Source organism: Bacillus sp. CCNWLW194, from assembly GCF_037120585.1.
Taxonomy (GTDB): Bacteria; Bacillota; Bacilli; order Bacillales; family Bacillaceae_G; genus Bacillus_A; species Bacillus_A basilensis.
Window position 1 is genome coordinate 1 of record NZ_JBBBBL010000021.1, and the last position, 23,612, is coordinate 23,612.

The 23,612-nt window shown below is 34.6% G+C and carries 19 protein-coding genes, 3 pseudogenes, 1 riboswitch and 1 other annotated feature; of the genes and pseudogenes, 17 read left to right on the plus strand and 5 right to left on the minus strand.

What is annotated here, in order from left to right:
- From V7S50_RS29550 to V7S50_RS29570, 5 genes and pseudogenes are all read left to right on the plus strand, one after another.
- A pseudogene (locus V7S50_RS29550) lies at window positions 1–129 on the plus strand (aspartate ammonia-lyase); the annotation flags it as partial.
- A 75-nt stretch (window positions 130–204) separates the two neighbouring features.
- Window positions 205–1,917: an oxaloacetate-decarboxylating malate dehydrogenase gene (gene malS / locus V7S50_RS29555; RefSeq protein ID WP_242251373.1), complete on the plus strand. Its 1,713-nt coding sequence runs from the start codon at window positions 205–207 to the stop codon at window positions 1,915–1,917.
- 66 nt (window positions 1,918–1,983) lie between these two features.
- Window positions 1,984–3,282 (plus strand): sensor histidine kinase, encoded by a 1,299-nt coding sequence (locus V7S50_RS29560; RefSeq protein ID WP_242251375.1) that lies wholly within the window; start codon window positions 1,984–1,986, stop codon window positions 3,280–3,282.
- A gap of 2 nt (window positions 3,283–3,284) precedes the next feature.
- Window positions 3,285–4,217, plus strand: a complete 933-nt coding sequence (locus tag V7S50_RS29565) for a response regulator (RefSeq protein ID WP_242251377.1) — start codon at window positions 3,285–3,287, stop codon at window positions 4,215–4,217.
- 117 nt (window positions 4,218–4,334) lie between these two features.
- A complete protein-coding gene (locus V7S50_RS29570) occupies window positions 4,335–7,529 on the plus strand; it encodes an SNF2 helicase associated domain-containing protein (protein WP_242251378.1) in 3,195 nt (1,064 codons plus the stop codon).
- A 100-nt stretch (window positions 7,530–7,629) separates the two neighbouring features.
- Here the strand turns inward: V7S50_RS29570 and V7S50_RS29575 are convergent, their stop codons facing one another.
- Entirely contained in the window at window positions 7,630–7,764 is a 135-nt protein-coding gene (locus V7S50_RS29575; RefSeq protein WP_063222638.1) for a DUF3934 domain-containing protein, read from the minus strand.
- A 404-nt stretch (window positions 7,765–8,168) separates the two neighbouring features.
- Window positions 8,169–8,427, plus strand: a binding site (T-box leader).
- Between the two features lie 70 nt (window positions 8,428–8,497).
- On the opposite strand from V7S50_RS29575, the gene asnA reads away from it, so the two are divergent.
- A complete protein-coding gene (gene asnA, locus V7S50_RS29580) occupies window positions 8,498–9,481 on the plus strand; it encodes an aspartate--ammonia ligase (protein ID WP_242251382.1) in 984 nt (327 codons plus the stop codon).
- Window positions 9,482–9,629: 148 nt separating this feature from the next.
- The gene (locus tag V7S50_RS29585) at window positions 9,630–9,953 is read left to right on the plus strand and encodes an XRE family transcriptional regulator (protein WP_242251384.1); all 324 of its coding nucleotides are present in this window, start codon (window positions 9,630–9,632) and stop codon (window positions 9,951–9,953) included.
- Window positions 9,954–10,184: 231 nt separating this feature from the next.
- On the opposite strand, the gene V7S50_RS29590 is transcribed toward V7S50_RS29585, so the two are convergent.
- Together V7S50_RS29590 and V7S50_RS29595 are read right to left on the minus strand one after the other, a co-directional pair.
- Entirely contained in the window at window positions 10,185–10,637 is a 453-nt protein-coding gene (locus tag V7S50_RS29590; RefSeq protein WP_242251387.1) for a VOC family protein, read from the minus strand.
- Between the two features lie 358 nt (window positions 10,638–10,995).
- Window positions 10,996–12,225, minus strand: coding sequence for an aspartate kinase (locus V7S50_RS29595; protein WP_309259983.1), 1,230 nt, complete (start codon window positions 12,223–12,225; stop codon window positions 10,996–10,998).
- A 199-nt stretch (window positions 12,226–12,424) separates the two neighbouring features.
- A riboswitch (Lysine riboswitch) is annotated at window positions 12,425–12,611 on the minus strand.
- A 191-nt stretch (window positions 12,612–12,802) separates the two neighbouring features.
- Here V7S50_RS29595 and V7S50_RS29600 point away from each other — a divergent pair.
- Genes V7S50_RS29600 through V7S50_RS29610 form a run of 3 tightly spaced genes read left to right on the plus strand, consistent with a single transcriptional unit; the run spans window position 12,803 to window position 15,951 of the window.
- Complete coding sequence (locus V7S50_RS29600) at window positions 12,803–13,711, plus strand: DoxX-like family protein (RefSeq protein WP_336376713.1); 909 nt, start codon at window positions 12,803–12,805, stop codon at window positions 13,709–13,711.
- Window positions 13,712–13,714: 3 nt separating this feature from the next.
- A complete protein-coding gene (locus V7S50_RS29605; RefSeq protein WP_242251392.1) occupies window positions 13,715–14,320 on the plus strand; it encodes a DUF4166 domain-containing protein in 606 nt (201 codons plus the stop codon).
- A gap of 5 nt (window positions 14,321–14,325) precedes the next feature.
- Window positions 14,326–15,951: a YndJ family protein gene (locus tag V7S50_RS29610; protein WP_242251393.1), complete on the plus strand. Its 1,626-nt coding sequence runs from the start codon at window positions 14,326–14,328 to the stop codon at window positions 15,949–15,951.
- 27 nt (window positions 15,952–15,978) lie between these two features.
- Here V7S50_RS29610 and V7S50_RS29615 read toward each other — a convergent pair whose 3' ends face one another.
- Complete coding sequence (locus V7S50_RS29615; RefSeq protein WP_242251394.1) at window positions 15,979–16,464, minus strand: 8-oxo-dGTP diphosphatase; 486 nt, start codon at window positions 16,462–16,464, stop codon at window positions 15,979–15,981.
- 169 nt (window positions 16,465–16,633) lie between these two features.
- On the opposite strand from V7S50_RS29615, the gene V7S50_RS29620 reads away from it, so the two are divergent.
- From V7S50_RS29620 to V7S50_RS29635, 4 genes and pseudogenes are all read left to right on the plus strand, one after another.
- A complete protein-coding gene (locus V7S50_RS29620) occupies window positions 16,634–17,878 on the plus strand; it encodes an N-acetylmuramoyl-L-alanine amidase (RefSeq protein WP_242251395.1) in 1,245 nt (414 codons plus the stop codon).
- Window positions 17,879–18,132: 254 nt separating this feature from the next.
- Window positions 18,133–19,512 (plus strand): S-layer homology domain-containing protein, encoded by a 1,380-nt coding sequence (locus V7S50_RS29625; RefSeq protein ID WP_242251396.1) that lies wholly within the window; start codon window positions 18,133–18,135, stop codon window positions 19,510–19,512.
- Window positions 19,513–19,708: 196 nt separating this feature from the next.
- Window positions 19,709–20,971, plus strand: coding sequence for an MFS transporter (locus V7S50_RS29630; RefSeq protein ID WP_242251397.1), 1,263 nt, complete (start codon window positions 19,709–19,711; stop codon window positions 20,969–20,971).
- A 28-nt stretch (window positions 20,972–20,999) separates the two neighbouring features.
- Window positions 21,000–21,277 (plus strand): annotated as a pseudogene (locus tag V7S50_RS29635) (hypothetical protein).
- Window positions 21,278–21,296: 19 nt separating this feature from the next.
- On the opposite strand, the gene V7S50_RS29640 reads toward V7S50_RS29635, so the two are convergent.
- Window positions 21,297–21,761 (minus strand): hypothetical protein, encoded by a 465-nt coding sequence (locus V7S50_RS29640; RefSeq protein ID WP_242251398.1) that lies wholly within the window; start codon window positions 21,759–21,761, stop codon window positions 21,297–21,299.
- Between the two features lie 82 nt (window positions 21,762–21,843).
- Here V7S50_RS29640 and V7S50_RS29645 point away from each other — a divergent pair.
- The 3 genes and pseudogenes from V7S50_RS29645 to V7S50_RS29655 all read left to right on the plus strand — a co-directional run.
- Window positions 21,844–21,981 (plus strand): annotated as a pseudogene (locus V7S50_RS29645) (carbon starvation CstA family protein); the annotation flags it as partial.
- Window positions 21,982–22,069: 88 nt separating this feature from the next.
- The gene (locus V7S50_RS29650; protein WP_242251399.1) at window positions 22,070–22,882 is read left to right on the plus strand and encodes a polyphosphate kinase 2 family protein; all 813 of its coding nucleotides are present in this window, start codon (window positions 22,070–22,072) and stop codon (window positions 22,880–22,882) included.
- 175 nt (window positions 22,883–23,057) lie between these two features.
- On the plus strand, window positions 23,058–23,597 hold the full coding sequence (locus V7S50_RS29655; protein WP_063222653.1) for a PadR family transcriptional regulator: 540 nt from the start codon (window positions 23,058–23,060) through the stop codon (window positions 23,595–23,597).
- Window positions 23,598–23,612 lie beyond the last annotated feature (15 nt).

Genomic DNA, 23,612 nt, shown 5'->3' on the forward strand with positions numbered 1-23,612 from the left:
GGGCAATCCGTTCGAGAACTTTGTGTGAAAAATGGTGTATTGTCACAAGAAGATTTAGAGTTAATTCTAGATCCATTCGAAATGACACATCCAGGGATTGCAGGAGCAACACTTTTAAAGAAAAATTAAAAGAAGAGGGGGGACAAGCCCCTCTTTTTTGTTTACAATATAGAAATGCCATATATGAATAGAGGTAGGGATGTTATGAGTAAGTTTACAGTAGCTTCTAATGGTTCATTAGAAACGACATTAAGAGGAGTAGAAGTATTATCAACACCACTTTTAAATAAAGGGGTCGCTTTCACGCAAGAAGAGAGAGAAGAATTAGGTTTAAAAGGGTTATTACCGCCAGCAGTTTTAACATTAGAAGAACAAGCACGCCGAGCATACGAACAATTTTGTTCTCAGCCGGATGATTTATTAAAGAATGTATACTTAACAGCGTTACATGATCGAAATGAAGTATTATTTTATCGTATTTTAACAGATCATTTACGTGAAATGTTACCAATCGTATATACACCAACTGTCGGTGTAGCAATTCAAAGATATAGTCATGAATATCGTAAACCACGTGGTGTGTATTTATCAATTAACGATCCGTCAGGTATTGAAGAAGCATTTGCCAATATCGGTGCAACAGCAGAAAATATCGATTTAGTCGTTGTAACAGATGGAGAAGGTATATTAGGAATTGGTGACTGGGGCGTTGGTGGTATTAACATTGCAATCGGAAAATTAGCTGTTTATACGGCCGCAGTTGGAATCGATCCTAGTCGTGTATTACCGGTAATTTTAGATGTAGGTACAAATCGTGAAGAGTTATTAAATAATCCATTTTATATTGGAAATCGTCACCCTCGTATAACAGGGGAAGCTTATGATGAATTTATTGATACATTTGTTCAAGCGGTAAATAAACAATTCCCGAAAGCACTCTTACATTGGGAAGATTTCAGTTCTCGTAACGCACGAAAAATTTTAGATAAATATCGCCATGACGTGTGTACGTTTAATGATGATATTCAAGGAACAGGTGCAGTTTCGCTTGCTGCTGTATTATCGGCAGTAAAAGCTTCTGGTGTACCGTTAAGCGAACACCGCGTTGTTGTGTTTGGTGCTGGTACGGCTGGAATCGGTATCGCAGATCAAGTTAGAGATGCGATGGTCCGTGTAGGCGTATCAGAAGAAGAATCATATAAGCGTTTCTGGTGTATTGATCGTAACGGGTTAGTTACAGATAACATGGAAGATCTTCTTGATTTCCAAATTCCGTATGCAAGAAAAGAAGCGGAAGTAAGTGAGTGGAAGCAAAATGATGTAATCGGACTTGCTGAAGTTGTGAAGCATGTGAAACCGACAATTTTAATTGGTACATCAACTGTTGCAGGCGCATTTAAAGAAGAGATTATAAAAGAAATGGCTTCTCACGTAGAAAGACCAATCATTTTACCAATGTCGAATCCGACGCCACTTGCTGAAGCAAAACCAGCTGATTTAATCCAGTGGACAGAAGGGAGAGCATTAGTTGCTACGGGAAGTCCTTTTGAACCAGTTACATACAACGGTGTAACGTATGTGATTGGACAATCAAATAATGCACTTATTTTCCCAGGGCTAGGCCTTGGAACAATTGTAGTACGTGCAAGCGTTATGACGGATGGCATGTTCGCAGCAGCAGCTGAAGCAGTTGCAAGCATGGTAGATACAAGTCAGCCAGGAGCACCTATTTTGCCAGAAGTTGAAGAGTTACGTAATATCTCGGAAATGGTTGCAATTGAAGTAGCGAAAGTTGCAGTTGCAGAAGGTGTTGCTAGAGAGAAATTAAGTGATAACGATATTAAGACTGCAGTGAAAGAAGCAATATGGGAACCCGAGTATCGCCAAATAAAAGCGGTAGAAAAGGTTAGAATATAGAAATAAAGCCCGTTTATAAATAATAAGCGGGCTTTCACTTTTATTACTGAAAAAAGAGTATAGGAAGTGGCATCTTTGAATTGGAATGAATTATGGAAGAAAGATATATCCCTTTTAATTATATTAATGGTTGTTGTTCCGATTGCTGGAGAGCTTAATTTTCATCCTTTTAATGATATGTTTCGCGTTAGCTTTGGAACGCCATTATTCTTCTTTTTATTACTATTTTTAAGAAGAATACCAGCAGCCGCTGCAGGTATTCTTGTCGGTATATGTGTTGTTTTATTCCGTGTATGTCTTGACTGGATCATGCAAGGCTCATTTCATATGACAGAATCATTTTATTTGCGCTATCCTGTGTTCTTTTATTATTTTATTTATGGAAGTCTTTTTTCAATTTGTAGGGTGAATAAGTTTCATCAGAATCCGATTGTTATTGGGTGCCTTGGGATTACAATTGAAATTATCGCAAGTATGTCAGAACTAGCGATATATCATATGGTAGTGCTCGGTACAACGATAACAGTTTCTGAAGTGAATAAGTTAATTATTATTGCTATTTTTCGTAGTTTCTTTGCGCTTGGTTTTTTAAATATGATGAATTTGTATGAAACGAAATTAAAAGAATCACAAGTTCGAAAAGAAAATGAAAAAATGTTAATGCACCTTTCAAATTTGTATGTAGAATCAGTTCATTTGAAAAAAACGTTACAAAATGCAGAATTGATTACACAAGAAGCATATGAACTATATCGAAATTTACAGGCAGACGACGATTCCAGTAGTAAAACAGCATTGAAAATAGCAGGAGAAGTGCACGAAATTAAAAAGGATAATCAAAGGATTTTTGCAGGGTTATCTAAACTGTTATTAGATAAAAATGTGGCTGAGTATGTAGAAGGACATGAACTTACAGAAATGATTGTAAGAATAAATGAAAAGTATGCTGAAATGTTAGAGAAAGATATACGTTTTTCTAAACATATAGAAGGTGAGCACGCCGCATATCACGTATATACAGTGCTATCAATCTTTAATAACTTAGTTGCCAATGCAGTTGAAGCAATTGAAGATAGAGGTCTTATTCGTATTAAGTTATATAAACGGGATCAACATGTAACCTTTGAAGTAGTTGACGATGGCCCTGGTATTGCACAAAAGTATAAGAAATTAGTATTTAAGCCTGGGTTTACTTCAAAGTATGATCAAACGGGAACACCGTCCACAGGTATTGGACTTTCTTACATACACGAAATGGTAACAGAGCTTGGCGGAGAAGTAAGGTTAGAAGACAATGAAACTGGAAAAGGGTGTAAGTTTGTCGTTTGTTTACCGGAGTGTAGTTTAAAGCGGGAAGGGGAATAGATTTGTTTTATTATATTGTAGATGATGATGAAGTTTTCCGTTCAATGCTTTCGCAAATTATTGAGGATGGTGATCTTGGGGAAGTAATTGGAGAGTCGGAAGATGGAGCGTTTATTGAAGCAGAACAGCTAAATTATAAAAAAGTGGATATTTTATTTATTGATTTATTAATGCCGATGAGAGACGGCATTGAAACAGTTCGCCAAATAGCGTCTTCATTCACTGGGAAAATTATTATGATTTCCCAAGTGGAATCGAAACAACTCATTGGTGAGGCGTATACACTTGGGGTGGAATATTATATTACGAAACCACTAAATAAAATAGAAGTAGTATCTGTTATACAAAAAGTGATAGAGCGTATTCGTTTGGAACGTTCTATATATGACATTCAAAAATCATTAAATAATGTATTTCAGTGGGAAAAGCCGCAAATGCGTAGTGAAACAGTGCAAGAAGGAAAAAAGATATCAGATTCAGGACGCTTTTTACTATCAGAACTCGGTATTGCGGGAGAGAACGGAAGTAAAGATTTACTTAGTATGCTGGAATATTTATATGGACAAGAAAAGGCGCAAACATTTGAATTTGGATTTCCTGCGTTAAAAGATATCTTTCACCAAATCACATTAAAAAAATTAGATCATATAGCTTCGGATGCAGATATAGAGAAGGAGAAAAAAGCATCTGAACAACGTGTAAGAAGAGCGATTTATCAATCATTGAATCATTTAGCTTCCCTCGGACTAACAGACTTTTCAAATCCGAAATTTGAAAGTTATGCTCCGAAGTTTTTTGATTTCACTGTAGTTAGAAAACGGATGACAGAAATGACAAAGGATGAAATAGCAACTTCTGGCCACATACGAATTAATACGAAAAAATTTATTCAAGTGTTGTATTTTGAGGCGAAACGGTTGATGGAGATAGAGTGAAAAGGTGCTTATAAAAAAGCATCTTTTTTTGTTCAATCAACATTTTATATTTTCTCGTGGAGCATGTAAAATGTTAAGTAAGAGAAAATGGTTTTACATTAAGGAAGTGTCAAAACAATGAGTTTTACATTAAATAAATCGATTATTAAAGAAGTATGCGGAGAGACCTCATATAAAAGAGGCGAAGCTTATTATAAAGCAAATAAAGTAATCGTGAATCATTATGATGAAAATAAAGAAATTTGCGAGGCGACGGTAAAAGGGAACGAGGATTTCCATGTTACAGTAGAAAAAGCTAAAAAAGGTGATGTAGTTGCGAGATGCAGTTGTCCTTCATTAGCGTCTTTTCAAACGTACTGTCAACATGTTGCAGCCGTATTAATACAAATCAACTATAATCAGCAAACAGGTGGAATGGGCTCTGTTAGTAGCAGAAATGATCAATTAACAAACGGGATGTTTCAGCTGTTTGCAGACAAACCACTGAGACCAAAAAGTAAACAACATCGTTTTGATACACGTGAAATAGTAGATGTGGAGTTTATATGTTCACCAGTAGCGACGAAAAGTGGTGGGGCTCTTCTTGGAATTCAATTGAAACTTGCCAAAGTGTATTTCATAAATCATATTAGAGAATTTCTTTCTAAAGTGGAGAAAAGAGAAACTTTTCATTGTTCCAATGAATTTACATACACGCCAGATGTACACAGTTTTAAACAAGAAACAGACGCGATTATACAACAACTCATTAAAATATATCATAACGAAAAAATGTATGAAGATGCACTAGAAGTACATGCGAAACAAGATGAAAGTATGATATTTATACCGCCAGCTTCGTGGAATGATATGCTCTCTTCACTTTCTAAAGTTGAACATGTAAAGCTGAAACAAAGTGAGCAACTGTTTCATGGCTTACAAATTTCAAAAGGTTTATTGCCATTACATTTTGAGTTCACGAAAGGGAATAATGGCGGGTTTACACTTCATATAGACGGCCTAAATCATGTTCAAGTTATGGAGATGTATAACAACGCTCTTTACGATGGGAAATTATATCATTTACCTATGGAAGATTGTATGCGACTTATTGAACTACAAAAGATGATGAGTCGCTCAAATAGCAATCAGTTTTATATTCCTGAAACTAAGATGGAACATTTCGTAGGGAAAGTTGTGCCTGGATTAATGAAACTTGGAACGGTACGCATTGATGAAGTAATATCAGATCGGGTTGAAACGCCTTCGCTAAAAGCGAAATTGTATTTAGATCGCGTGAAAAATCGTTTGTTAGCAGGTCTCGAATTCCATTATGGAAACGTCATGATTAATCCGCTAGAAGAGGACGGACAGCCGTCTGTTTTTAATCGTGATGAGAAAAAGGAAAAAGAAATTTTAGACATTATGAGTGAAAGTGCCTTTGCGAAAACAGAAGGTGGTTATTTTATACATAATGAAGAGGCTGAGTATAACTTTTTATATCATGTCGTTCCAACGTTAAAAGGTTTAGTTGATATTTATGCGACGACAGCAATCAAATTACGAATTCATAAAGGGGATACAGCTCCTCTTATTAGGGTGAGAAGAAAAGAAAGAATTGATTGGCTGTCATTTCGTTTTGATATAAAAGGAATACCGGAAGCGGAAATTAAAGGTGTATTAGTCGCTCTTGAAGAGAAACGCAAATATTACCGATTAGCGAATGGTTCTTTATTATCACTAGAGGGCAAAGAATTTAATGAAATTAATCAGTTTGTAAAAGAATCGGGTATTCGAAAAGAATTTTTACATGGGGAAGAAGTGAATGTTCCACTTATTCGAAGTGTGAAATGGATGAACGGACTTCACGAAGGTAATGTTTTAAGTTTAGATGGGTCTGTTCAAGATTTAGTGGAAAGCATTCAAAATCCCAAAAAATTAAAGTTTACAGTGCCGCAAACTTTAAATGCTGTAATGAGAGAGTATCAAGTATACGGATTCGAGTGGATGAAAACACTTGCATATTACCGTTTGGGCGGTATTTTAGCAGATGATATGGGACTTGGAAAAACGCTGCAAAGTATTGCTTATATAGATTCTGTGTTGCCAGAAATTCGAGAAAAGAAACTACCTATATTAGTCGTTTCTCCATCGTCTCTAGTTTACAACTGGTTAAGCGAGTTGAAAAAATTCGCGCCGCATATTAGAGCAGTTATTGCAGATGGAAATCAAGCGGAAAGACGAAAAATCTTAAAAGACATAGCGGAATTTGATGTCGTAATTACGTCATATCCATTACTGAGAAGAGATATAAGATCGTATGCGAGGCCGTTTCATACACTATTTCTTGATGAAGCACAGGCGTTTAAAAATCCTACAACGCAAACTGCAAAAGCAGTGAAAACAATTCAAGCTGAATATCGTTTCGGACTAACGGGAACGCCTGTAGAAAATTCATTAGAAGAGCTATGGTCTATCTTTCATGTCGTATTTCCAGAATTATTACCAGGAAGAAAAGAATTCGGTGATTTAAGGCGTGAAGATATTGCGAAGCGCGTAAAACCTTTCGTATTAAGACGATTAAAAGGGGACGTATTACAGGAGCTTCCAGATAAAATAGAACATTTACAGTCATCGGAATTATTACCAGATCAAAAGAGACTATATGCTGCTTATTTAGCGAAATTAAGGGAAGAAACGTTAAAGCATTTAGACAAAGATACGTTACGTAAAAATAAAATTAGAATTTTAGCTGGTTTAACGAGATTGCGACAAATTTGTAATCATCCTGCTTTATTCGTTGATGATTACAAGGGGAGCTCAGCTAAATTTGAACAACTGCTAGAAATACTAGAGGAATGCAGAAGTACTGGTAAGAGAATTTTAATCTTTTCTCAATTTACGAAGATGCTGTCCATTATTGGTCGTGAGTTAAATCGTCAAGCGATTCCATACTTTTATTTAGACGGAAATACACCTTCGCAAGAACGAGTAGAGCTATGTAATCGATTTAACGAAGGAGAAGGGGATCTATTTCTCATTTCATTAAAAGCTGGTGGTACGGGTCTTAACTTAACGGGTGCCGATACGGTTATTTTATACGATTTATGGTGGAATCCAGCTGTTGAACAACAAGCGGCAGATCGGGCATATCGAATGGGACAAAAAAATACAGTACAAGTTATTAAATTAGTAGCACACGGAACAATTGAGGAAAAAATGCATGAACTGCAAGAGAGTAAGAAAAATTTAATTGCTGAAGTGATTGAGCCGGGAGAAGAGAAATTATCATCCATCACGGAGGAAGAAATTCGAGATATTTTAATGATTTAATATAAAAAGCTATGCCTTCAAACGTATGAGGGCATAGCTTTTTTGTTGTAATAATTATATTTTGTTTTGTACAAAGTAAAGAAATCAAATGTTATTTAGATTATTTCTTTGTACCTTTACTTTTGTATGGCTTTGCAGCTTGCTTTTTCTTTGCGCTTGATTGCCAACGGTTCCACCCTTTACTTCCTGTACCTTGTCCTACACCTTTTTTCGGTTTTGCTTTCGTTTTACTCATATGATCACTCCGTTATATAAAAATCTAATTTGATAATAGTCAATGATTTAGAAAATACTCTTTATAAATGACTATATTTGCTTTAAGTAAAAAAACTGCTTGAATGCTATAGTATATCATGAATTTGTAAGTAAACTGAAAGGAATTACAAAGAAAATGAAAATAATACGAAATACTGCGGATTCTATATTTCGAACAATTACATTAATTGTTGTATATACGTTAGTTTCAGTTAGTGAGACAGTGTTTGGAATGTCTAGGCAAAAGAAATAAAGAAGTTATATTGGAAACAATCAATAAAGCCATAAAATAAAGAATTGAAAAATATTTTAAAACTTTTTGTTGACTTTCTTTGTTTTTTGTATAGAATAATCATTAATAAAATGTTTCAGAGATGTGACAACAAAACGACTATGAAAGGACGAGTAGTAGTAGGACGTAGTCTAAGCGAGTCAGGGGTGGTGTGAGCCTGATACGAAGCCTATTATGAAGAACCTCCTGGAGTTGCTAACCGAAACCCTTTATAGGAAAGTAGACTTAGCCGGGAACTTCGCCGTTACAAGAAGAACAGTATCGAGATATTTCATCTCCGTATTGTATAAGTGAGCAACCTCTGTTGCTAATTTGGGTGGTACCGCGGAACCAAAGCCTTTCGTCCCAGTTTTTTGGGAAAGAAGGGCTTTTTTTGTTGGCTTCTTTTCACAACATCCAAACATTTTAGGAGGAAACCACCATGTATCAATCATTAATGACAGTAAGAGAGACTCAAATCGCAATTAAGGAAGTTAAAACATTTTTCGAGGATCAATTAGCAAAACGCCTTGAACTATTCCGCGTATCTGCACCATTATTCGTAACGAAAAAATCAGGATTAAACGATCACTTAAACGGTGTAGAACGTCCAATTGAATTTGATATGTTACATTCAGGAGAAGAATTAGAAATTGTTCATTCACTAGCGAAGTGGAAAAGATTCGCATTACATGAATACGGATATGAAGCTGGTGAAGGTTTATATACAAACATGAACGCAATCCGTCGTGATGAAGAACTTGATGCAACACATTCCATTTACGTTGATCAATGGGATTGGGAAAAAATCGTTCAAAAAGAATGGCGTACTGTAGATTACTTACAACAAACAGTACAAACAATTTATGGAATATTCAAAGATTTAGAAGGTCACTTATTTGAAAAATATCCGTTCCTTGGAAAGTATTTACCAGAAGAAATCGTGTTCGTTACTTCTCAAGAACTAGAAGATAAATATCCAGAATTAACACCGAAAGATCGTGAACATGCAATTGCGAAAGAACACGGTGCAGTTTTCATTATCGGAATTGGTGATGCACTTCGTTCAGGTGAAAAGCATGACGGACGCGCAGCTGATTATGATGATTGGAAATTAAACGGTGATATTCTATTCTGGCACCCAGTACTACAAGCTTCGTTCGAATTATCATCAATGGGAATTCGTGTTGATAGTAAATCACTTGATGAGCAGTTAACGAAAACTGGTGATGACTTTAAACGTGAGTATGATTTCCATAAAGGTATATTAGAAGATGTACTACCATTAACAATTGGTGGTGGTATTGGACAATCAAGAATGTGCATGTACTTCTTACGTAAAGCACATATCGGTGAAGTGCAATCTTCTGTATGGCCTGATGATTTACGTGAAGCTTGCAAGAAAGAAAACATTCATCTGTTTTAATTAATATAAATGTGAGGGAGAGTAGCTTGAAAATAGAGTTACTCTCCCTTTTTTATTGTGTAAACTAGTGGTTTGCAGTGGGTGTTACTAATGGTTTCTTTCTTTTTTATCTCCTTTTATGTAATAATTTGTTAAAGGAGGGGACGTTATGAGCTTAGGAGAACAGTTAAAAAAACTACGAGAGTCAAAGGGATTTTCACAAGAGGATGTTACGATAGATGAGTTAATAAAAGGGAATCAAAGCTTTAAAGAGAAAATACATATTGATGAAGAAGATGAGGGTTTTGAGAAAGGGAATGAATTTGGTTTTTATATTGGATGTAGTTTGCTAATTTTAAGTGCTTTCATTGATTATGAAGGAGTTCAAGAGATTTTATTAGGAGTTTCCCTATTCATGATGGTATTTTACTCGGATGTGAAGAAAGTTATTTTGAATGAATATAGATCGTTTTTTCATGGAAAAGAGCGGTAAAATATAAAATGAGAAGGGTCAGTTATATTTCCTAGGAAAGGATATAACGAATAATAAAATCATTTTATATTGATTTTAGGATATTGATAATATGTTAAAGAACGATTTGGATAGAGTCTTGAAATCTATGTGTAAAATGATAATATATTTTTAAAAGCTCAAACAAGTATAACCACGTTCTAAAGTTAGGACGTGGTTAATAATATAGTGGTTTAATTTATAATACATCACTTACTTGTTACCGAGTTCTTCCGCTAAACCGATTAAAATGCCTTCGGTTCCCCGAATGTAACAGAGACGATACGAGTTCTCGTACTGAACTACTTCGCCAACGAGCTGAGCACCATGTTTAGTAAGTCTGGATACCATTTCGTCAATGTCTTCAACGGTGAACATGACGCGTAAATAACCGAGGGCGTTTACAGGAGCTGTCCGGTGATCTGCTATAGTAGGCGGGGTGAGAAATCGCGAAAGTTCAATTCGACTATGGCCATCTGGCGTAACCATCATAGCAATCTCTACGCACTGAGAACCGAGTCCTGTTACACGACCAGCCCATTCACCTTCGACAGTTGCTCTACCTTCGAGTTTCAAACCAATCTCCTCGAAGAAAGAGATTGCATTATCAAGGGATTCTACAACGATGCTAACATTGTCCATTCTTAGTAATCTGTTGTTTGCCATAGTCTTTATCTCCTTATATGTATAAATTTATTATATAATTATCCTCATAATTATACTAAAATCTCTTCTAAACAAAAAACACCTTGTCACAGTGTAGGAAAATGTGACAAGGTGTTTTCGGGTATAAGTATATAATATCTTGTTAACGAACAACACTTCAAAAATCTTCTGCTATTGAGGTACGCATGAACTTTATTTCGTGAATGTTATTATGTTCAAGTAGTTTTAAAAATTTGATACTGTAGTTGTTATTCGATAGAACAATTTTGACTTTCTCGCAAAACATTCCTATTCTATTTTTATTTATATAGGAAGGAACTAGATTCATATAATTTGTTTTAAGTTTTACGAGTGGAAATTAACTCATCTGCACTAAAGGCTCAATTTTCGCCATAAATGATTGGTGCAGCGCCTCGACACCTGTTACTAAGTGAAGGCGATCAATAACGACAGACACTTTAATTTCTGATGTACTTACCATTTTAATATGAATATCTTCTTCTTTTAAAGTAGTGAACATATTCGCAGCAACACCAGGATTAGAGACCATACCAGATCCTACAATTGATACTTTTGCTAAATGATTTTCATATTCTACTGATTCATAGTGAAGTGCCTCTTTGTTTTGTTCCAATACTTCTAAAGTCTCTCTTAAATCATTAGAGTGGATGGAGAAGGAGAGATGAACAGTTCCTTCATTTGTAATACTTTGAATGATGATATCTACATTAATATGTGCCGCTGCTAATGTAGAGAAAACAGTTGAAAGCGAGCCTTGTTCCAATCCTTTCACTGTGATACGTGTAATATTATCTTCAAATGCAATACCTTTAACGATTGATTGTTGTTCCATGTTACATTCTCCTTTTACAATTGTTCCATTTTCTTGTTCCATACTTGAGCGAACTTCTAAAATGACATTATGATTTTTAGCAAACTCAACAGCACGCGGGTGTAATACACCAGCACCGAGGTTTGCAAGTTCTAACATTTCGTCATAAGAAATTTCATCTAATTTATAAGCATCTTTTACAACTCGTGGATCCGTCGTATATACGCCGGTCACATCTGTGTAAATATCACATTTTTTTGCGTTCAGTGCAGCAGCTAATGCAACAGCAGTTGTATCAGAACCACCTCGTCCAAGCGTTGTAATTTCAAAATCTTCACTGACTCCTTGGAAACCAGCTACAATAACAATCGTGCCTTTAGTAAGATAAGACTGAATTCGATCCGTATTAATTTCAGTAATCCGTGCACTACTATGTACAGATTCTGTCGTAATACCAGCTTGCCATCCTGTTAATGAAATCGCGTTATAACCTTTTGCTTGTAATGCCATCGTTAATAATGAAATAGTCACTTGCTCTCCTGTTGATAGAAGCATATCCATTTCGCGTTTACTCGGATTTTCTGTAATAGCGTTAGCAAGTGCTACAAGTTCATCTGTACTTTTTCCCATTGCCGAAACGACAGTGACGATACTATGTCCTCGTTCATATTCTTCAATAATTAAATTTGCTACATGTTGAATGCGCTCAACGCTTCCGACAGAAGTGCCACCAAATTTTTGTACAATCATTTCCATTACGAATTCCTTCTTTCATCCATTTTTAAGAATAGATTAGGACATATATAAATCCCAATATTCCTGTAGTTACCAGAGAAAAACAAAAAACACCATCTCAAATAAGTGAGGATGGTGCTGTTACAGGAAAAGGGAAACAGAAAACGGAGCTAATAAAAAAACCGCCAAAAAAGGAATACCATAAAAATGATATCTCTTTTTTGTAGATAGCTCTTCATACGTACACGTCTGTACATATGACAGTTCTGTTTCTATTCGAAAACAGCCCCAATCGATATATGCAGAGAAATGTATCGATTTCGGCAATACTTCCTTTCATCTAATTTCCTAGACATCTCTGTGTCTCCATTAGAATACTCATAAGTATCGCAACCTCTATCTCACGTTTTAGGCGAGAGTGTTTGATTTATGAAATTGTTGGTAACATTTGTTTTATAATAATTTAAATTTTTCGTGGAATCAAGTGTTTTATATATATTTTAAAAATTCTTTCTATTACTGAGAAAGTTTGTGAAAAATGTAGCAAAATAAATTTATTACATGTACATTAACATTATAGTCCATTGGAGGTGGAAGAATGCAGAGGAAAAAGCCTATTTATGTTTCGGCAGAAATGAAAACAACAATGGAGAAATTATGGGAGTATACGCAAGAACCAGATTTACATACAGAATGGGATGCTCGCTTTACTGAAATTTCATATTTAGAGAAAAAAGAAGGAGAACCACAGAAGTTTTTATATAAAACAAAAATCGGATTTGGACTTGAAATAGCTGGGGAAGGGGAATCGATAGGTGAAATAAGAAAAGAAACAGGTGAAAGAATTTCTTCTTTAAAATTTTGGACAGACAATCAATTATCACTTATACAAATTGGACGTGGTTATTGGAAGTATACACCGCGTAAAAAATACATTCATTTTGAGACGCAATATGATTATGATACTAGGTATGGTCGTCTAGGGAATGTAATAGATTCATGTATTTTTCGACCGTTATTAGGCTGGGCGACTGCTTGGAGTTTTGATGCTTTAAAAATATGGTTAGAAAAAGGACTGCATCCTAGGTTGCTAATGAGAAGAACGATGACATATTGGATCGTATGTTTTTTATTTGCATTTGTATGGATGTATCAAGGAATAGTGCCGAAACTAGTGTTTACTCATTCAGAAGAAGTAAAAATGCTCTCTGTGATGATTGGTTCAACTTCACATAGTATTTTTGTACTTAAAATAATTGGAATACTAGAAATTATTTTTGGTATCATATGGCTGTTACCATTTCCAAAACGAAAAGTATTTATAGTACATATTTTTATGTTAATAGCCTTAACGCTAGTGGCAGGCTTTACGAATATCGCAAGCTTTACAGAGCCGTTTAATCCAATTACATTAAACGTTCTACTAATGGGGTTATCGATTGTCGGTTATATAAATAGTTTTGATTTACTAAGTGCAAAAAATTGCAAGAGGAAGAGAAAGGGATAGTGTATGGCTAATATTTATGAAAAACTATTAGGAGATTCTTATAAAAAACTTCATCCGAAATTACAGAAACGCTATGAGATTACAGAAGAAAATAGCTTTACTGGAGAAGGAAAGATGGATGAAATTTACGGTGGTTCTTTTTTCGTAAAATTAATATTAAAAATTGCATCGAAGTTTCGAATGTTTTTCTCTGAGAGAGGTAAGGAAGTGCCATTTACAATACATAATACCGCTGAGCGTGATGAACATGGACATGAACTTGTGCGGTGGAATCGTACTTTTTATTTTCATAATAAGAAAAGATATTTTAATGCGGTAATGAAAATTGATGAAAATGAAATTGTAGATTATTTTGGTGAACCACATATACTCGTCTCTACATTAAATTTTCATATTGATGAGTTAGGGGCAATGCATATTTCTTCGAAGAAACAATGGTTTTGTATGTTTGGAAGAAAAATCTCTTTACCGAAACTTTTATATGGGGAGGCAAAAATTGTTGAAAGTTATGATGACGAATTACAATGTTTTCGAATTCATGTTCAAGTAAGAAATCCGTTAATGGGTTCGCTATTTTCATATAAGGGAACATTTGTGGAAAGGAAATAAATGATATGAAAAATATAATAGTCGGGCTTGCTTGTTATATTATTTTTCTAATATGTGAGTGGTCAAATGTAAACCCAGTTGAAGCAATTATTTTATTATCTATTTTGTTATTTATACCGATGTCATTTTGCATTATTGATAAGAAAATAAGAAATGGATCGTATGTACTCTTTTATAAATTTGTATCGATTTTATATCCAATCGCAGCAATTAGTGCAATGCTGGCTTTCGTAACAAATCACTTTTTCTTTGCGCTACTTTGGTTTGTATACACAGGAATTGTTGCGTTATTTGGTATAAATAGATTACTAGAAAGAGGATGGAAACCGTTAGAAGAGACAGCTATCGATAGTGCGTTTATTTATTTGTTTTTAGGTGGTTTCTGGTTTTTTGCTTCTGTAGCAAAGATTTCGATTATGCAGTTTACTTCTGACATTGTTTTACTCACAGCTGCACACTTTCATTATTCGGCGTTTCTATTGCCATTATCAGCTGGTTTAATAGGGCGGAAGAGAGAAAAGAGCAGTAAAGTATATGATGCGATTATGTCTATCATTGTCATTTCACCTATGACAGTTGCGATTGGAATTACATACTCAAGGGTATTTGAATTTTTTGCAGTGTGCCTATATTTATGTGCGATTTATGGGTATGGGATTTATGTTTGGCGCACGAAATTTAATGCTATCAGCGCAAAAATCCTCCTAGTCATATCGTCTAGTACACTCATGGTAACAATTATGTTTTCACTTATATACTCGTATGGGAATTTGAAACATGTAATGACGATTACAATTGCTCAAATGGTTTGGATTCACGGTGTTGTTAACGGAATTGGAGTAGCATTACCGGCATTTGTCGGCTGGATGATTGAAAAGAGTGCTCCGAATTATAAATACTACGGGAAACCAATGAGCAGGTTAAGAGGAAATGTGAAAATTGGTGAGGTGTTTTTACATAGTAGAAATTTAGTAGAAAGTAAGGAATACACAGGTTTAGTTGATAATATGAAGGATTTTCATAGTGAGGCATTTGACACGGACAAGATTCCTGTAAGTATTATTCGTTTTTATGAAAATACAAAAGAGTATGAGTTACAAGCGCATATTAAATGGACTCGTTGGTTTCGCCCCTTTGCATTTTGTTATGAGAAAATGAGTAAGCGTGTAGGACAAATACATTTAGGAATGGGCGACAAGTGGGAAACGATGCATGGTTCTATCCTAGGGGTAATAGATGAGAAGGATGGAAGAGAGAATGTAAGGGCTTGGCTAAGAAAAAATGAAGCAGGAGAGTCTATTTTTGCAGCTCTTTACTCAAAACATACATATAAGAATGAGACGTATATGAATATCGGATTACCTTTACCATATTCGAATATGACGGGGGTTTTGAAATTATGTAATAGGAGTAATGATTTAATTATTACTAGTAAGCTGAGAAGAAATGGTAAGGGAGATGAGGGGATTTATTTACACACTCGCTACTTTACAATCCGTTTACCGTTAGCAGAGACATTTATTATTAAAGAGGGCGCAAATCAAATATTAGAAGCTAACCATAAAATGTGGATATTCGGAATCAAGTTTTTAGAAATTGATTATGAGATTAAGAGATTAGAGGAGAAGTAAGAAAAACTTGGAGAGATTCCAAGCTTTTTATGTATGGGTAATGGTCATAGCAACTTGTTTATCTAAGTCATTGTCCCAAACACGTTGAATTTCAAACGTACCTTTTTCAAAAAATAATGGAAATCTTTCTTTAAACCAATCTTGCATAGGGAGATTTAGTGCTGTATCGATTGGTACCCATAATAATTCGCCTTCAGGAGGATTCAAAAGGAGTTCACCTTCAACTGAATCTGTCCAATAGTTAAATACCATATATCGAACATTTTCTTTCGGGTTTACGTATTCATCTAATCCCTTAAAAATTAAATTTGAAACAAGTAATCCAGTTTCTTCTTCTACTTCTCGCTTAGCAGCTTGAACGATACTTTCTGGAAAATCCACTTTACCGCCAGGAGCGATGTAACCAGGGAAGCCTAGATGATTGGGGCGCTGTATTAGCAATACGTCGTTATTTCGCTGAATCATACTCATTGTATACATACGGTGTTCTATATCTTTCCAATTCTTGCTCATATGAATCTCTCCTCTTATAAAACCTTATAGTTTTTAACTATAGTTACTTATGACAAAAAATACAATAATAATACAAAATTATACAAATTTCAATTGACTATTACTAATTTTCAGAACTATAATTAGTCTGTTATATAAATACATTGTACTTGAGAGGGGAATATGTTCTATGAAAAATAGAATAATTGCAGCAGGAATAATTGCAGTTAGTATATTATCTTATTCATCTAGTAGTTTCGCACAAACAAAAAAATTTCCAGATGTCCCAGCTAAACATTGGGCAGAAGATTCTATTTACTATTTAGTAGATAAGGGTGCAGTTACGGGTAATGATAAAGGAATGTTTGAGCCAGGAAAAGAAATCACTCGTGCAGAAGCCGCTACAATGATGGCTAAAATCTTAAACTTACCAATCGATACAAATGCTAAACCATCCTACGCTGATTCTCAAAAACATTGGGCTACTCCAATAATCGCAGCAGTAGAAAAAGCTGGTGTTGTTAAAGGTACAGGCAATGGATTTGAGCCAGATGGAAAAATCGACCGCGTTTCAATGGCATCTCTTATTGTAGAAGCTTACAAATTAGAGTCTAAAGTAAACGGTACTCCAGCAACTAAATTCAAAGATTTAGAAACATTAAACTGGGGTAAAGAAAAAGCTAACATCCTAGTTGAATTAGGAATCTCTGTTGGTACTGGTGATAAATGGGAACCTAAAAAAATTCTAACTAAAGCAGAAGCCGCTCAATTTATTAAAAATGCAGATTCCCTTAAAATAGGTAACCCTTTATTAGAAAAGGTAGTTATTATTGATCCTGGTCATGGAGGATTTGATCCAGGGAATCCAGGGCAAGGTGTAGAGGAAAGTAAAATTGTATTTGATACATCTTTAAGATTACAGAAGTTGCTAGAAAAAAATACACCTTTAAGACCTTTGTTAACACGTGAAGAGAACGGAAATCCAGGAAGTAACAAAAATGAATCTCTTGCGAATCGAGTGAAATTTGGTCAAGAGAACAATGCAGATATATTTGTAAGCATTCATGCAAATTCTTCTGAAAATCATAATGGTCATGGAACGGAAACATATTATTATAAAAAATCCAAGCGTGGAGAAGAGACACAGATTGAAAAGGATAGTGAAGTATTAGCGAAGAAAATTCAAACACGAGTAGTAGAAGCACTACATACAAGAGATAGAAATATAAAAGACAATCACTCACTTTATGTAGTAAATAATAATACAGTACCAGCAGTTTTAACAGAGCTTGCTTTTATTGATAATAATATAGATAATGGTAAATTAGCTACTGAATCAGGAAGACAAATTGCTGCTGAGGCAGTTTATGCTGGGATTTTAGATTATTATGAGTGGAAAGGTTTCGATGTTGCAAAATATCGTTTAGCTAAATAACAATGCTGATTGCTAAGCCCATCGTCTACATAGAGGTGGGCTTTTTTGTGAGTTTATGTAATTTTGTATCGGAATAAAAAGATATATCGTATTATGCTGATTATGAATAAAATAATGGTAGATTAGTTTATTTTTATCACGTATACTTTTACTGTTGACTATTTAAGAGTTTGTTAGTTTAATAGGGAAAATTATACGATAAAGGGAGGCAAGTTAACACGGGACAAGCATATACATAACGTGTTAAAAAATTTATGAAAAAAGTTATTTCTAATGTGTTAGCAGTGACAGTCGCACTTCAAGTAGTGATGGCTCCAGCAACTTCGTTTGCATCTACAAAAGAATTTCCAGACGTTCCGAAAAATCATTGGTCATTTGAAGCGATTACTGATTTAACGTCAAAAGGGGTTATTGCAGGGTACGATAATGGTAAATTCGGGTTCGGAGATGTTGTAACTCGTGAGCAAGTAGCAGCATTAATGTATCGCGTATTAAAACCAGAAGCAAAAAGCGATTATAAAAATCCATACTCTGATATTAGCGCAGGAACGACGATGTTCCCAAAAGAAATCTTGGCATTGACAGATATGGGGATTTTCGTAGGTGATGGTAAAGGGACATTTAGGCCGAAAGAGTCGTTAACTCGTGCTGAGATGGCAGTAATTATACAGAATGCTTTTAAGTTTAAAATAAAGGCTCAACATACGTTTAATGATGTACCAAGCACGCATTGGGCAAATGATGCAGTTAGTGCATTAGAATCTAACGGCATTACAGCAGGTAACGGAGCAGGTGCATTTAATCCAACTAGTGTTTTAACACGTGAAGAATATGCACAATTTTTATTTAATGCTATGGCATCGTATATCAATCTAGATATAACGTTACCATCTAATATAACAGCACAAGAGATTGATAATTTTATTGAAAAATGGCATCCTGACAGTCCTCTTATTGGAACTGGAAAAGATTTTATTCAAGCACAAAATGAGTACGGTGTGAGCGCATTATACTTAGCTGCACATGCAATCTTAGAATCTGGATACGGGAAATCAGAAATTGCATATCGTAAACATAATCTATTTGGACTAAAGGCATTTGATTGGGATCCATTTGGCTATGCGAAATATCTACCGTCTTACGGGCATAGTATTTCGTACAATGCTGATTATGTAAGAAAGAACTACTTAGAAGAAGGTGCTAATCATTTCAATGGTTACACGTTACCTGCTATGAATGTTAAGTATGCAACAGATAAAGAATGGGCTGGTAAAATCGCTAATATTATGGAGCGTATTAAACCGTTTAACAAGAAAGATTATCAAAATGTAAAACGATTATCGAAAAACCCTAATACATTAAATGTAAATGCACTAGGTGAAGCGATTCCATATAAAGATTATGCAAAAGGTGCAACAGCTACTATTCAATTAGTAGGTTCTTACTATCAAGTACCATATCCATTTGGCTATACAATTAAGAGTGTACCAAATATTACACAAAATGAAGTTGGAAAATTAGAAAATGGTAAGAAAGTAAATGTATATCGCGAAGATCCAAACGGCTTTGTAGAATTTTCATTTGAAAATACTCAAGAAAAGTATTGGACATTGAAGAAGAACTTAAAAATATAAATAAAAAAGGTGTTTTCACTTATGAAAACACCTTTTTTATTTATATTTAACATGTAATATTTTTAGATTCATTATGAGTTTCTTTTTTTATGTTTTTACCAATCATTAAACCGTTTCATATATAATTAAAAGTATTAAAGATTGAATTTTCTGTTTTAATTTTAGTGTTAACTTAATTTGAAAAGAGGAGAGATATATGCAAGGAGAAATACCAACAGAGAAAAGTTTAAGTTATATCGGTAAATTATTATTACCAGTTAAAGTATCACCACACTTTAAGTTTTTATGGATTGGACAATTACTCTCGACTTTAGGTAGTTCAATAACTATGGTCATACTGCCAATTGTTGTATATTCATTAACTGGTTCAACAGTTGTAATGGGCATGACTATGGCAATGTACATGCTTCCTAATATTCTTGCATTACCGTTTGCTGGATTAGTCGTAGATCGGATTGATCGGGTGAAAGTAATGTTATTTACAGATATCATTCGCTGCATATTAATGCTATTACTTGCAATACTTATATTTATGGATGTTTTAACAATCCCACTTCTATATGTACTCGTAGCATTATATGGGCTTATGGAAGGCATATTTCAGCCAGCGTATGTGGCCGTAAGAGCGAAAGTATTTGTACCGGAAATTCGAAATGCAGCTAATGCATTAACTCAAATGAGTAATCAAGGCATACGACTAATTGGACCGGCCCTTGGAGGCTTGATCGTTTCAGTTGCCTCTGCCGGAATAGGGTTTGGACTGGATGCAGTAACGTATTTGCTATCATTTTTCTGTTTACTATTTTTAAGAGAAATAAAGTTTAAAAAAGTAAAACCTATTGAAAAGAGTAAAATCGTTTACAAACAAGAGTTTATGGAAGGGGTTTTCGTTTTAAAAAGTCATCCGTGGCTATGGATTACAATTTTAGTCTTTTCTTTCATAAATATTTGTTATGCAGGAATTATCGTCGTATTAATTCCATGGCTATTTAATGTTCATCATCATTTTGAAGCATACGTATATGGACTAGGAATCGCATCTTCTGGTGTTGGAGCTGTAATTGCCGCGCTAATATTTGGCGGGAGGGAACGGTGGAGTAAGCGAGGATTACTTGCTTATGGTGGTGTTTTAATAAGTGGTTGCGCACTTCTAATAATGCCGTTTATTGCTTGGGCACCTGTTTTAATTGGATTAATGGCAATTGAAGGGTTCGGTATGATGGTATTTGGACTCATTTGGGAAACAAGTTTACAAGAGCTTGTGCCAGAAGAAGCCTTTGGGAGGGTAGCAAGCCTTGATATGTTAGGATCTTTTGCTTTATTACCATTAGGATATGTAGTTGTTGGCTGGTTAGCAAATGTAATAGGTGGCGAGATAACGATTATAACACTAGCTATTTTAGTACTTGTAACAATTGGAGTAGCATTATGTGTGCCGAGTATTCGAAGATTTGATTGATGATATAAGAGGAGGGGGAACGATTTATATGATTATAGAAGATTTGAAAGATATAGTCGCAAAGGAATTAGACAACCAATATACTTTGCAGGAAAAGATCTTTGAAGCAAAAAATTTCACAGTCTATATTGCTACCCATAGAGAAAATAAGCTAGCATATAACCAACTAGTATTAATAAAACATTTTGTAACGAAAAGCCTTCCGTGCATATTTGGCATAAGAAAATTAGCACCGATGTAACAAAACTGGACATCACAAAAGAAGTGACAGAAGCAATTCAATCTGGTTTTGTAAATGAAGAGTAAGCCCTAATCAAATTAGGGCTTACTCTTCATTAAACACAAATGTTTCTTTCATTTGTTTCCCCTCATTTACCGGATGACCGTTGTAAGAGAAATCCTTTTCTTCCCAAGTGATGACGACTTTGAAATTATGGCTGTTAAAGTCTAATGGGAATACGATGTAGTCAGAGCTTGTCTGGCTTTTAGAAATGTTTATATTAGGTGTCGCAGGTTTAATAGTAGCTTTAGAAGTGGCATTGTTATCAAGTATTTCTACAGATACATTGGATACATCACTCCCAATGTTTTTAACGAGTAAACGATATGTATCATACACGCCTTGTTTTGGCTGCAATGCTTGCTTGTTTGCGTTATGAGATTTGTCAATTTCGATATACCACTGTTTTGACTTTGATTCAATTGGTAGTGATTGAAATGTGTATGCACTAGCTTGTATTGGTAGTGTTAAACAGATTAGTGCAAAGAAAGAAAATATTTTTCGTTTCATTTTTAGAGAGCTCCCATTCTGTAACGGATTTATTTATTATTATCTTCTCTTTATGTGAGTATATACCACATAATGTAAGGTGATATTTATGGCACTCATGAATGTAATTTACATTTTAAATGCAAAAATTTGTTTTAATATTCCGTTGAACACATCTTATATTATAGGTGCAGTTATTATGGTGATATTAACTGCTGTATTCTTTATGAAAGCTGTGTAGAGATTTTTCTACACAGCTTTTTCTGATGGGAAATTTTTCCAATTATATGTTAAAATAACATTATCATACAACAAGGGGGATTTGTTTTATGGAAAATGGACATCTTGCTAAAGTAGATTTGACGAAAAGAATTGAATCGAAATCTAAATACAATAAGAAACTTGAAAAATATCAAAGGCGCTTATTAGCGCTGCAGCAAATTGTAAAAGAAGAAAAAATCGCTGTTATGCTCGTTATGGAAGGCTGGGATGCGGCTGGAAAAGGCGGAGCGATTAAACGAGTGACGGAACACCTTGATCCGCGTGGTTTTCAAGTAAATCCAATTGGAGCACCAGCACCTCATGAAAAACGGTACCATTACTTGCAACGTTTCTGGCGGAAACTTCCTCAGTACGGGCAAATTACTATTTTTGATCGCTCATGGTACGGTCGTGTGTTAGTTGAGCGTGTTGAAGATTTTGCTACAAAGGAAGAGTGGACGAGAGCGTATGATGAGATTAATTACTTTGAAAAACTATTAACAGATGACCATTATATAATCGGGAAGTTTTTCTATCATATTAGTAAAGATGAACAGTTAAAGAGGTTTAAAGATAGAGAGAAAAATCCTTTGAAAAGATGGAAAATTACAGACGAAGACTGGCGTAATCGTGAAAAATGGGACGAGTATGTTGAAGCAATGGAAGAAATGTTTGAAAAAACAAATAAGCCAAATGCGAAATGGCAAATTATCGCGAGTAATGATAAATTATACGCTCGTTTGAGAACATTGAAAGTGATTATTTCATTAATTGAGGATTACCTCTTAGATCATAATATAGAATTACCTTCGTATTATTATGAGATAAAAGAAGGTAAGACAGAAGAGTTTGGAACGAATCAAGATGTAGTTGTAAAATAGTACAAAGTTTGTTTATGAAATATAAAGTAGAAAAACCCTGTAATTTTGAACAATAAAATTACAGGTTTTTTTTATTTAGAAACATTTTACAAATAACAGAATAAGGTATATAATCAATAATCATATTAACAATGTTAATATGATTATTGATTATATACTATGCGGGGGTCTTATTTTGAAAGGAAGAGATGTTGTTTTAGGCTTGTTAATGGGAAAAGAATTGTCTGGTTATGATATTAAAATTGTGTTTGAAGACGTATTTACTCATTTCTTTGATGGAAGTTTTGGGATGATCTATCCAACGTTACGTCAGTTGGAAAAAGAGGGGAAAATAAAAAAAGAAGTTGTTATGCAAGAAGGGAAGCCGAATAAGAAAATGTACTTTATTACAGATGCAGGGCGTGAAGAGTTTTATCAATACATGCAAACGCATGTAGAGAAAGATGTTTTACGTTCAGATTTTTTAATGAGGATGTATTTCGGTAATTACAGCGATGATCAGACGATAAAAAAATGGATTAAGGACGAAATTGAAAGGAAAGAAGCATACATTGCGGATCTACGTCTGAAATATGAAAAGTGGAGAGAAGGTATTACTTTTGTTGAGGAAATTTCACTTGATGTAGGAATCGCATCGTATAGTGCTCAAGTAGAGACTTTGAAAAGAAAACTAGAGCAACTAGAAGCAAAAGAACACAATAAAATGGAAGAGTGAAAAAACGTTCATAAT

Excerpts from the sequence above, each read along its gene's own strand:
- V7S50_RS29625 (WP_242251396.1), top strand. The coding sequence starts at position 18,133 with ATGAAAAAAGTTATTTCTAATGTGTTAGCAGTGACAGTCGCACTTCAA.
- V7S50_RS29595 (WP_309259983.1), bottom strand. The coding sequence starts at position 12,225 with ATGGAAATGATTGTACAAAAATTTGGTGGCACTTCTGTCGGAAGCGTT.
- V7S50_RS29610 (WP_242251393.1), top strand. The coding sequence starts at position 14,326 with ATGAAAAATATAATAGTCGGGCTTGCTTGTTATATTATTTTTCTAATA.
- V7S50_RS29590 (WP_242251387.1), bottom strand. The coding sequence starts at position 10,637 with ATGGCAAACAACAGATTACTAAGAATGGACAATGTTAGCATCGTTGTA.
- asnA (WP_242251382.1), top strand. The coding sequence starts at position 8,498 with ATGTATCAATCATTAATGACAGTAAGAGAGACTCAAATCGCAATTAAG.
- V7S50_RS29620 (WP_242251395.1), top strand. The coding sequence starts at position 16,634 with ATGAAAAATAGAATAATTGCAGCAGGAATAATTGCAGTTAGTATATTA.
- V7S50_RS29640 (WP_242251398.1), bottom strand. The coding sequence starts at position 21,761 with ATGAAACGAAAAATATTTTCTTTCTTTGCACTAATCTGTTTAACACTA.
- V7S50_RS29570 (WP_242251378.1), top strand. The coding sequence starts at position 4,335 with ATGAGTTTTACATTAAATAAATCGATTATTAAAGAAGTATGCGGAGAG.
- V7S50_RS29630 (WP_242251397.1), top strand. The coding sequence starts at position 19,709 with ATGCAAGGAGAAATACCAACAGAGAAAAGTTTAAGTTATATCGGTAAA.
- V7S50_RS29650 (WP_242251399.1), top strand. The coding sequence starts at position 22,070 with ATGGAAAATGGACATCTTGCTAAAGTAGATTTGACGAAAAGAATTGAA.
- V7S50_RS29615 (WP_242251394.1), bottom strand. The coding sequence starts at position 16,464 with ATGAGCAAGAATTGGAAAGATATAGAACACCGTATGTATACAATGAGT.
- malS (WP_242251373.1), top strand. The coding sequence starts at position 205 with ATGAGTAAGTTTACAGTAGCTTCTAATGGTTCATTAGAAACGACATTA.
- V7S50_RS29600 (WP_336376713.1), top strand. The coding sequence starts at position 12,803 with ATGCAGAGGAAAAAGCCTATTTATGTTTCGGCAGAAATGAAAACAACA.
- V7S50_RS29585 (WP_242251384.1), top strand. The coding sequence starts at position 9,630 with ATGAGCTTAGGAGAACAGTTAAAAAAACTACGAGAGTCAAAGGGATTT.
- V7S50_RS29575 (WP_063222638.1), bottom strand. The coding sequence starts at position 7,764 with ATGAGTAAAACGAAAGCAAAACCGAAAAAAGGTGTAGGACAAGGTACA.
- V7S50_RS29605 (WP_242251392.1), top strand. The coding sequence starts at position 13,715 with ATGGCTAATATTTATGAAAAACTATTAGGAGATTCTTATAAAAAACTT.